At 73.2% G+C, this 8,277-nt stretch carries 11 protein-coding genes; 10 read left to right on the top strand and 1 reads right to left on the bottom strand.

Going from position 1 to position 8,277, the window contains the following annotated elements:
- The 10 genes from ABZ749_RS23130 to ABZ749_RS23085 form a co-directional block, all read left to right on the top strand.
- Nucleotides 1-425: sigma factor-like helix-turn-helix DNA-binding protein (locus ABZ749_RS23130; RefSeq protein WP_357230987.1), on the top strand; the 425-nt coding region annotated here is incomplete at its 5' end.
- A 16-nt stretch (nt 426-441) separates the two neighbouring features.
- Nucleotides 442-1,260, top strand: a complete 819-nt coding sequence (locus tag ABZ749_RS23125) for a hypothetical protein (RefSeq protein ID WP_357230984.1) — start codon at nt 442-444, stop codon at nt 1,258-1,260.
- 157 nt (nt 1,261-1,417) lie between these two features.
- Nucleotides 1,418-2,653, top strand: a complete 1,236-nt coding sequence (egtA, locus tag ABZ749_RS23120; protein ID WP_357230981.1) for an ergothioneine biosynthesis glutamate--cysteine ligase EgtA — start codon at nt 1,418-1,420, stop codon at nt 2,651-2,653.
- 20 nt (nt 2,654-2,673) lie between these two features.
- Nucleotides 2,674-4,011 carry an ergothioneine biosynthesis protein EgtB gene (egtB, locus tag ABZ749_RS23115; protein WP_357230990.1) on the top strand — a complete coding sequence of 446 codons (1,338 nt, stop codon included), beginning with the start codon at nt 2,674-2,676 and terminating at the stop codon, nt 4,009-4,011.
- 43 nt (nt 4,012-4,054) lie between these two features.
- Nucleotides 4,055-4,831 (top strand): ergothioneine biosynthesis protein EgtC, encoded by a 777-nt coding sequence (egtC, locus tag ABZ749_RS23110; protein WP_357230978.1) that lies wholly within the window; start codon nt 4,055-4,057, stop codon nt 4,829-4,831.
- A 20-nt stretch (nt 4,832-4,851) separates the two neighbouring features.
- A complete protein-coding gene (gene egtD, locus ABZ749_RS23105) occupies nt 4,852-5,817 on the top strand; it encodes an L-histidine N(alpha)-methyltransferase (RefSeq protein WP_357230975.1) in 966 nt (321 codons plus the stop codon).
- 217 nt (nt 5,818-6,034) lie between these two features.
- A complete protein-coding gene (locus ABZ749_RS23100) occupies nt 6,035-6,622 on the top strand; it encodes a TMEM165/GDT1 family protein (protein ID WP_357230972.1) in 588 nt (195 codons plus the stop codon).
- Between the two features lie 39 nt (nt 6,623-6,661).
- Nucleotides 6,662-7,024, top strand: coding sequence for a DUF1622 domain-containing protein (locus ABZ749_RS23095; RefSeq protein WP_357230969.1), 363 nt, complete (start codon nt 6,662-6,664; stop codon nt 7,022-7,024).
- Entirely contained in the window at nt 7,024-7,344 is a 321-nt protein-coding gene (locus ABZ749_RS23090) for a hypothetical protein (protein WP_357230966.1), read from the top strand. The genes ABZ749_RS23095 and ABZ749_RS23090 overlap by 1 nt, the downstream gene beginning before the upstream one ends.
- A gap of 4 nt (nt 7,345-7,348) precedes the next feature.
- Nucleotides 7,349-7,546 (top strand): hypothetical protein, encoded by a 198-nt coding sequence (locus tag ABZ749_RS23085; protein WP_357230963.1) that lies wholly within the window; start codon nt 7,349-7,351, stop codon nt 7,544-7,546.
- 99 nt (nt 7,547-7,645) lie between these two features.
- Here ABZ749_RS23085 and ABZ749_RS23080 read toward each other — a convergent pair.
- Nucleotides 7,646-8,277, bottom strand: a 632-nt coding sequence (locus ABZ749_RS23080) for a Na+/H+ antiporter NhaA (protein WP_357230960.1), incomplete at its 5' end; no start/stop codon positions are given.

Here is an 8,277-nt window from a genome sequence, read left to right as displayed (position 1 = left end):
CCTCGCTGCGGGGAGATGACCTGCGCTCCATCGTCGACATCCAGTTGCACCGGATGCGGCGGCGGTTGGCCGATCGCCGGCTGGGTCTGGAGCTCGCCAGCGACGCGGACACCGCCGAGCGAGCCAGCGAGACGCTCGGTACCGAGACCGCCCTCGCGCTGATCGCCACCCTCCCGCCCCGGGAGGCCGAAGCAGTCCTGCTGCGGGCCGTGATCGGGCTGGACGCGGGATCCGCCGGCCGCGTGCTGGGCCGCCGGGCCGGCGCCGTGCGGACCGCCGCCCACCGTGGCCTACGCCGGCTCGCGGTCCTGCTGGAGCGGCAGAGCCCGGCCGAGTCGTCGCTCGGGGTCGAGGGGGTGCCACCGCCGCGTGCGGGGGGCGGCCCCGCCCTGCGGGCATCGCACGTCGAACCGGTGGACGGCTGACGTGAGGGGACTCCCGATGAACCCGTTCCGGCGGGCCGACCACGCCGACACCGAGCGGCTGCTCGACGCGGCCTCTGCCCGGCCGGACGCCACGCTGGATAAGGGCCCCTGCGCCGCAGTGGACGCGAACTCACCCGAGGCGCACCTGAGCGCCCTCGACGTGCCCCCGGCCGAGCCGGTGGCCGCGTTGCTCGCCGCGACGGCCGGCCCCGTCCGCCCTGGCGAACTGGCCGGGGAGGACGCCGCGGTGGCCGCGTTCCGGGCCGCCCGGGTCAACCCGGCGCCGGCCGTGCCGCAGCGGCCACGCCGTCGCCGGATGACCACCGGCGCGGTGGCCTGGATCGGCGCGGTGGCAGCCACCGCCACCGCCGGAGCCGCCTTCGCCGCGGTCACCCGGGAACTGGGGCCGGACCCGGTCGCACCGGCACCGTCGCGCCCGTCACCCTCGCCGCACCAGGGCACATCCCGGTCGGCCGAGCCCGATCGGTCGGTGGGCCCCGGCCTCGCGTCGACGCCGGGTGCGCCGCCGTCGGTCACCGCCACGCCGCCGGCCGGTCCCACCACCGCCGGCCAGGTGCACGGACTGTGCCGGGCGTGGCGGGCGAAGAAGCCCGAGCAGCGGGAGAAGGCACTGCGCACGCCGGGTTTCCAGAAGCTGGTGACCGCCGCCGGCGGCCCCGCCGAGGTCGAGGCGTACTGCCAGCGGCTGGTACCCGAGACGAAGCCGTCCGAGCCGGCGAAGGTCACACCCTCCGAGTCCCCGAAGGGCAGGCCGTCCCCTTCGGGGAAAGCCCCGCCGTCACCGCCGGGACCGGGCCACCGCGCCCACGACTGACCGGTCGGCGGTGGGAGCGGTTTGGTTCCGCCCTGCTTCGGAAATTCGTCTGTTAGACAGAGGTTGGTGGCACCGTGCACGCCTCCGACGGTGTCGGTGGGTGGGTTTACGGTGGCAGAGTGTGCCGGACCTGGCACACGGAGAGGGGGCCCGACCCTTGGTGACGTCATCCGACCTGGACCGCAGCGCCATCCTGCGCGAGTCCGCAGCCGCAGTCCGACACCTCGCCCGGATCTGCTTCAAGACCGGCCCACCCACCCACACCGGCGTCGAACTGGAATGGACAGTGCACGACGCCGCCGATCCCGCCCGCCCCGTCGACGCGACGCGGCTGCGGGCGGCGCTGGGGCGGCACAGCCCCGCCACGCTGGATGCCACCAGCCCAGCCGAGCCGCTGCGGCACGGCGGCATGGTCACCCTGGAGCCGGGTGGCCAGTTGGAGATCTCCACCCCGCCCCGCCCCTCGGTCGCCACGTTGATCCGCGCCACCGAGGCCGACATCGCCCAGGTCACCGACCTGCTGGCCGCCGCCGGGCTGATCCTCGGCAGCAGCGGCATCGACCCCCACCGACGGCCCCGCCCGGTGGTGGAAACTCCCCGTTACCGCGCGATGCGCGGAGCCTTCGACCGCCACGGCCCGGCCGGCCGCACGATGATGTACAGCACCGCCGGCCTGCAGATCTGCCTCGACGCCGGTGAGCCGGACCAGGTCGCTGACCGGTGGGCCGCGGCCCACGCGGTCGGGCCCCCACTGCTCGCGGCGTTCGCCTCCGCCACCCGACACGCCGGGCGGCGCACCGGTTGGGCCTCCGCCCGGATGGCCGCCTGGCTGGCCATCGACCCGGCTCGGACCCGCCCGGTCTGGTCGCCCTCCCGAGCCGAGGACGATCCGATCGACGCCTGGATCAGCTACGTGCTCGCCGCGCCGCTGCTCTGTCTGCGCCGGCACGGCGCCGACTGGGCCGCGCCGCCCGGGGTGACCTTCGCCGACTGGCTCGACGGCGCGCTGCCACGACCGCCCACCACCGATGACCTCGACTACCACGTCAGCACCCTCTTTCCGCCGGTACGGCCGCGCGGCTACCTGGAGCTGCGCTACCTCGACGCCCAACCCGATCAAGGCTGGCGGCTGCCACTGGCGGTGCTGACCGCCCTGTTCGCTGACCCGGGCACCGTGCGCGAGGCGTACACGATCGCCACGCCGGTGGCGCACCGCTGGTCGGCCGCCGCCCGACACGGCCTGGCCGACCCGGCGCTGGCCGCCGCCGCGGCGGCCCTGCTCGACCTGGCCATGAGCACCATGCCACGACTGGAGCTGCCGGCCAGCACCCACGACGAGATCCGGCGAGGGCTACGCCAGCGGCTGGCCGCCGCGGAGAGGAGACACCAGTGAGCGCGAGGAGTGAGCCGGTGGTGCGAGGCCCGCAGGCGGGCCGCGTCGACGGCGAGGGGTTGCGCGACCACATCGCTGTGGAGTTGGCGCGGGCCCGCGCCCGCACCGCGTTGCTGACCGAGGCGGTCGACGACGCCGACCTGACGCGCCAGCACTCACCGCTGATGTCGCCGTTGGTCTGGGACCTCGCCCATGTCGGTAACCAGGAGGAGCTCTGGCTGGTCCGGGACGTCGGGGGCCGGGAGCCGGTCCGGTGCGACATCGACGAGCTGTACGACGCGTTCAAGCAGCCGCGCCGGGACCGCCCCGCGCTGCCCCTGTTGCCGCCCGCGGAGGCGCGCGCCTACCTGGCGACCGTTCGGGACAAGGTGCACGACCTGCTCGACGCGGTGACCTTCACCGAGCGGCCGCTGGTCGCCGACGGGTTCGCCTTCGGCATGATCGTGCAGCACGAGCAGCAGCACGACGAGACCATGCTCGCCACCCACCAGCTGCGTTCGGGGCCGGCGGTGCTGCACGCCCCGGCACCGCCCGAGCCGTCGGTCCGGGTCGGCGCGGAGGTGCTGGTGCCGGCCGGCGAGTTCACCATGGGCACCGACACCGATCCGTGGGCGTTGGACAACGAACGTCCGGCGCACCGGGTCGACCTCCCGGCGTACGTCATCGACGCCGCACCGGTGACCAACGGCCAGTACGCGGCCTTCATCGCCGACGGCGGCTACACCGAACAGCGCTGGTGGAGCGCTGCCGGCTGGGAGCATCGGGTTCGGGAGCAGCTGAGCGCCCCGATGCACTGGCGTTCCGACGGCGACGACTGGTCGTATCGGCGCTTCGGTCAGTGGGCGCGCGTCCGCGCCGACGAGCCGGTGGTTCATGTGTGCTGGTACGAGGCGCAGGCGTACGCGGCGTGGGCCGGCAAGCGACTGCCGACCGAGGCGGAGTGGGAGAAGGCGGCCCGGTGGGATCCGACGACCGGGCGGTCGCGTCGTTACCCCTGGGGGGACGACGACCCGACCGAGGCGCACGCCAACCTCGACCAACGCCATCTGTGGCCGGCGCCGGTGGGCGCGTACCCGGGCGGCGCCTCGCCGTTGGGTGTGCACCAGCTCATCGGCGATGTCTGGGAGTGGACCTCGACAGCGTTCGACGGGCATCCGGGGTTCGCCGCGTTCCCCTACCGGGAATACTCGGAGGTCTTCTTCGGCGGCGATCACCGGGTGCTGCGTGGTGGCTCGTTCGGCACCGACCGCTCTGCCTGCCGGGGCACCTTCCGTAACTGGGACTATCCGATCCGCCGGCAGATCTTCAGCGGTTTCCGCTGCGCCCGGGACGCGCGACCGGACGAGTCGTACCGGTGAGTCGCCGCACGACCGGCGGCCCGGCGGTGGGCCGGGGGCGCTGATGTGTCGCCACCTGGCCTACCTGGGGCCGCCGGTCACCCTGGCCGAGTTGTTGTTCGACCCTCCGCACTCGCTGGTGCGGCAGTCCTGGGCGCCCCGCGACATGCGTGGCGGCGGCACGATCAATGCCGACGGGTTCGGCGTCGGCTGGTACCCGGGTGAGGGTGAGCCGGTCCGGTACCGGCGGGCGCAGCCGATCTGGAGCGACCCGACCATCGCCCAACTCGCGGCGGTGACCCGCAGCGCGGCGGTGGTGGCGGCGGTGCGCTCGGCCACGGTCGGGATGGCGGTGCTCGACGGTGCGGCGGCGCCCTTCGCCGAGGGGCGGTGGCTGTTCAGCCACAACGGTGTGGTCCGCGGCTGGCCGGACGCCGTGGTGCCGCTCGCCGCCGGTCTGCCGGTGCGTGACCTGCTCACTCTGGACGCCTCGACCGACTCGGCGCTGCTCTGGGCGCTGGTGCGGCATCGGTTGCGCGCCGGCGCCGACCCGGTAGAGGCGCTCGGGCGGACGGTGACCGAGGTCGCCGCCGCCGCCCCCGGGTCGCGGCTCAACCTGCTGCTCACCGACGGGCATCGGGTGGTGGCCAGCGTGGCGGGGCACGCGTTGTCGGTGCGCGAGTCGGCGGGTTCGGTGCTGCTCGCGTCCGAGCCGCATGACGACGATCCCGGGTGGCGGTCGGTGCCGGAGGGGCACCTCGTCGTCGCCACCGCGGGTGAGGTGCGGGTACGTCCACTGCCGACCCCGGTGAGCGGGGCCGGGCTGGCACGAAACGGCTGATCGAACAGAGGAGCGAACCGATGACAGCGGAACCCCTGGAGATCTACCTCGAACAGGGCGACCTGGAGCGTGGCCTGCGCGACGACGTCCGGGCCGGGCTGAGCGCCGGGTCGAAGTGGCTGCCGCCGAAGTGGTTCTACGACGCCCGGGGCAGCGAACTCTTCGAGGAGATCACCCGACTGCCCGAGTACTACCCGACCCGGGCCGAGCGGGCCGTGCTGGCCGCGCACGCTCCCGACATCGCGACGCTGACCGGGGCCAAGACGCTCATCGAGTTGGGCTCCGGTTCGTCGGAGAAGACCCGGCTGCTGCTGGACGCCTTCACCCGCCGCGGTGGGCTGGGCACATTCGTCCCCCTCGACGTGTCGGTCAGTGCGCTGCGCGGGTCCACCGCCCAGATCGCGGCCGACTATCCCCGCCTGCGGGTGCGGGGCATCGTGGGTGACTTCACCCGGCAACTGGACCGGCTGCCCACCGGCGGTCGGCGGTTGGTGGTGTTCCTCGGCGGCACCATCGGCAACCTGTTGCCCGCCGAGCGGGCCGAGTTCCTGACGGCGATGCGCGCCGCTTTGGAGGTCGGCGACTGGTTGTTGCTCGGCACGGACCTGGTGAAGGACCCGTCGGTGATCGTGCCGGCGTACGACGACGCCGCCGGGGTCACCGCCGAGTTCAACCGCAACGTGCTGCACGTGATCAATCGGGAGTTGGGCGCCGATTTCGACCCGGCCGCGTTCGCGCACGTCGCCGTGTGGGATCCCGACCACGAGTGGATCGAGATGCGGTTGCGGGCGACCCGGCCGATGAGCGTGCGGGTGCTGGGGCTGACAGTCGATTTCGCGGCGGGGGAGGAGCTGCGTACCGAGGTCTCGGCGAAGTTCCACCGGGAGGGGATCGCGGCGGAGCTGGCCGCGGCCGGCTTCGCCACGGCGGCGTTCTGGACCGATCCGGACGCGCTCTTCGGTGTCACGCTGGCGCGGGCGCGGTGAGTCTGTTCACCCGGCTCGGCCGGTCCGGGAGGTGATCCGATAGGCTGAACGCGCGAAGGGGAGTAGCCCCCAATGTTGTGGTCGACATACTGGTGCGTTCCGCATCCGGCCACGCGGCCCCGGTTCTCTCGGGGCGGGCGAGACCTTCGACTCAGGCTGTTGCAGCCGGGTCGAGGGCGCCCCTGTTCCTCCTCCCGGCGTGAACGGGAAGGACGTCATGGAGGGATTTTTCGCCGCGCTGGTCGTCAGCTTCGGCGTCATCTTCGTCGCCGAGCTGGGGGACAAGTCCCAGCTGATGGCGCTGACCTTCGCCACGCGGTTCAAACCGATTCCGGTGCTGATCGGCATCACGGTCGCCACCGCTGTGGTGCACCTGGCGTCGGTCGCCATCGGCGTGGGTCTCGGGGCGGTGCTGCCGACCGAGTGGATCTCCCTGGTCGCCGGCGTGGCGTTCCTCGGTTTCGGTGCGTGGACGTTACGCGGGGACAAGCTCACCGAGGAGGAGAAGCGCAAGGCGGAGAAGACCAACAAGACCGCGCTGGTGGCGGTGTCGGTGGCGTTCTTCCTCGCCGAGCTGGGCGACAAGACGATGCTCGCCACGATCACGCTCGCCACCAAGTACGGCTGGTTCGGCGTCTGGCTCGGCTCCACCATCGGCATGGTGGCCGCCGACGCGCTGGCCATCCTGGTCGGCCGGATGCTCGGCCGGCGGTTGCCGGAGAAGACCATCAAGTACGGTGCCGCGATCCTCTTCGCCATCTCCGGTCTCTGGCTGATCCTGGAGGCGGTGAACGATCTGACCTGAGCGCCGACTAGCTGCCCGGAGGGCGGGTAACGGCCCGGAGTGGAGCCGGCCGAGTTGTTGCGTCAGGGCGACCAGGTGCTGGTTGCCGTGGTCGAGGTGGCCGGCGCAATGGTGATCTTCGTTGGCGCGGTGTGGGCGGCGGTGCGGTTCGTGGTCGAAGGGCTGCGACACCGCAGCGCCGCCTGCTTCACGCCGATCCGGCTGTCGCTGGGCCGCTTTCTGACCCTCGGCCTGGAATTCCAGTTGGCGGCCGACGTGCTGCGGACGGCGGTGTCCCCGTCGTTCACGCAGATCGGCCAACTGGCCGCCATCGCGACGATCCGAACGGCGTTGAACTACTTCCTGGGCCGCGAGATCCGTCAGGAGCAGCGTCAGGTGGCCGAGGGGGAGCGTCGAGCGTGATGGGCACCCTGGTCACGGCTGTCACCGCCCTGGCGCTGGTCGCCGGGGTGCTCACCACGCTCACCACCGGGGCGCTGCGCAGCGGCGTCCGGGTACTGCTGGACCTGCTCGTCGGGGCCGGCCTGCTCCGGCTCGCCGGCGAACCGGGTTGGAACGGCCTGGCCGGCGCGGTGGCGATCATCGCCCTGCGCCAGCTCCTCGGGGCGGCGCTCGGCAGCTCACCCCCGTGGTCCGGCCGACAATCAGCGGCACGCTGCGCCGAGGACGATCACCACCTACCGTTGGCCTCGACAGGTGAAACGGGAAGAGCGGGAGGATGACCAGATGAGCCGGCACGACGAACCGAACGAGTACGGCTACGCCGGCGGTGCCACCGCCCCGGAGCCGCCGCGCGGCGGCAAGCCCGACGAGCAGGATCGCGCCGAGGCGGTGGCGGTGCCGGGCGACGACCTCACCGGGCCGACGGCCGAGGCACTGGTCGAGGAGACCGAGGACCTGCCGCCCGCCGACCGTCGCCACTGAGCGCGAGCGCGCGCGGTTGGTGCGGCGGCGCGGCACGACGGCGAACCCGCGCCACGCCACCGCTCGGCGCCATGGTGCCGTCGGGCAGCGCCGGCGTGGTCAGCGGGCGTCGGGGTGCTGGTAGACGTCGGGTACGCCGTCCCCGTCGGCGTCCAACCGCTCCCGCTGCGCCACCCTGCGGTACGCGGCGTTGCGGCGGCTGAGCACGGTGGCGGCCAGCCCGGCGGAGATCAGCGAACCGAGCAGCACCGCCGCCTTGACCCGGTCGTCGGCCGTACTGCCCGCCCCGAACGCCAGGTCGCCGATGAGCAGCGAGACGGTGAAGCCGACGCCGGCCAACAGGGCGATTCCGAGCAGGTCGGTCCAGGTGATGTCCTCGTCCAGTTCGGCGCGGGTGAACCGGGCCAGCAGGTAGGTCGAGCCGAAGATGCCGATGCTCTTGCCAAACACCAGAGCGGCGACGATGGCGATCACGATCGGGTCGCTCAGCAGGGCGCCCAGGTCGGTGCCGCGCAGTGTGACCCCGGCGGCGAAGAGGGCGAAGATCGGCACCGCGAAGCCGGCCGACACCGGCCGCCAGCGGTGCTCCAGGCGGGCGGCGAGCCCACCCTCGCCCGCATCCGCGTCGGCGGTGGCCGACTGGTCGCCGGCCGCCGGTCGGCGGGCGAGCACCGGGACCGACCAGGACCAGGCCGTCACCGACCCCATCAGGGCCGTCGACCACCTCGACG

The sequence above is a fragment of the Micromonospora sp. NPDC047753 genome (genome assembly GCF_040642735.1).
Taxonomy (GTDB): Bacteria; Actinomycetota; Actinomycetes; order Mycobacteriales; family Micromonosporaceae; genus Micromonospora.
The sequence above is the reverse complement of the archived record's forward strand: the minus strand, read 5'-3'. Positions and strand labels throughout refer to the sequence as shown.

Excerpts from the sequence above, each read along its gene's own strand:
- ABZ749_RS23125 (WP_357230984.1), top strand. The coding sequence starts at position 442 with ATGAACCCGTTCCGGCGGGCCGACCACGCCGACACCGAGCGGCTGCTC.
- egtC (WP_357230978.1), top strand. The coding sequence starts at position 4,055 with ATGTGTCGCCACCTGGCCTACCTGGGGCCGCCGGTCACCCTGGCCGAG.
- egtD (WP_357230975.1), top strand. The coding sequence starts at position 4,852 with ATGACAGCGGAACCCCTGGAGATCTACCTCGAACAGGGCGACCTGGAG.
- ABZ749_RS23100 (WP_357230972.1), top strand. The coding sequence starts at position 6,035 with ATGGAGGGATTTTTCGCCGCGCTGGTCGTCAGCTTCGGCGTCATCTTC.
- ABZ749_RS23090 (WP_357230966.1), top strand. The coding sequence starts at position 7,024 with ATGGGCACCCTGGTCACGGCTGTCACCGCCCTGGCGCTGGTCGCCGGG.
- ABZ749_RS23085 (WP_357230963.1), top strand. The coding sequence starts at position 7,349 with ATGAGCCGGCACGACGAACCGAACGAGTACGGCTACGCCGGCGGTGCC.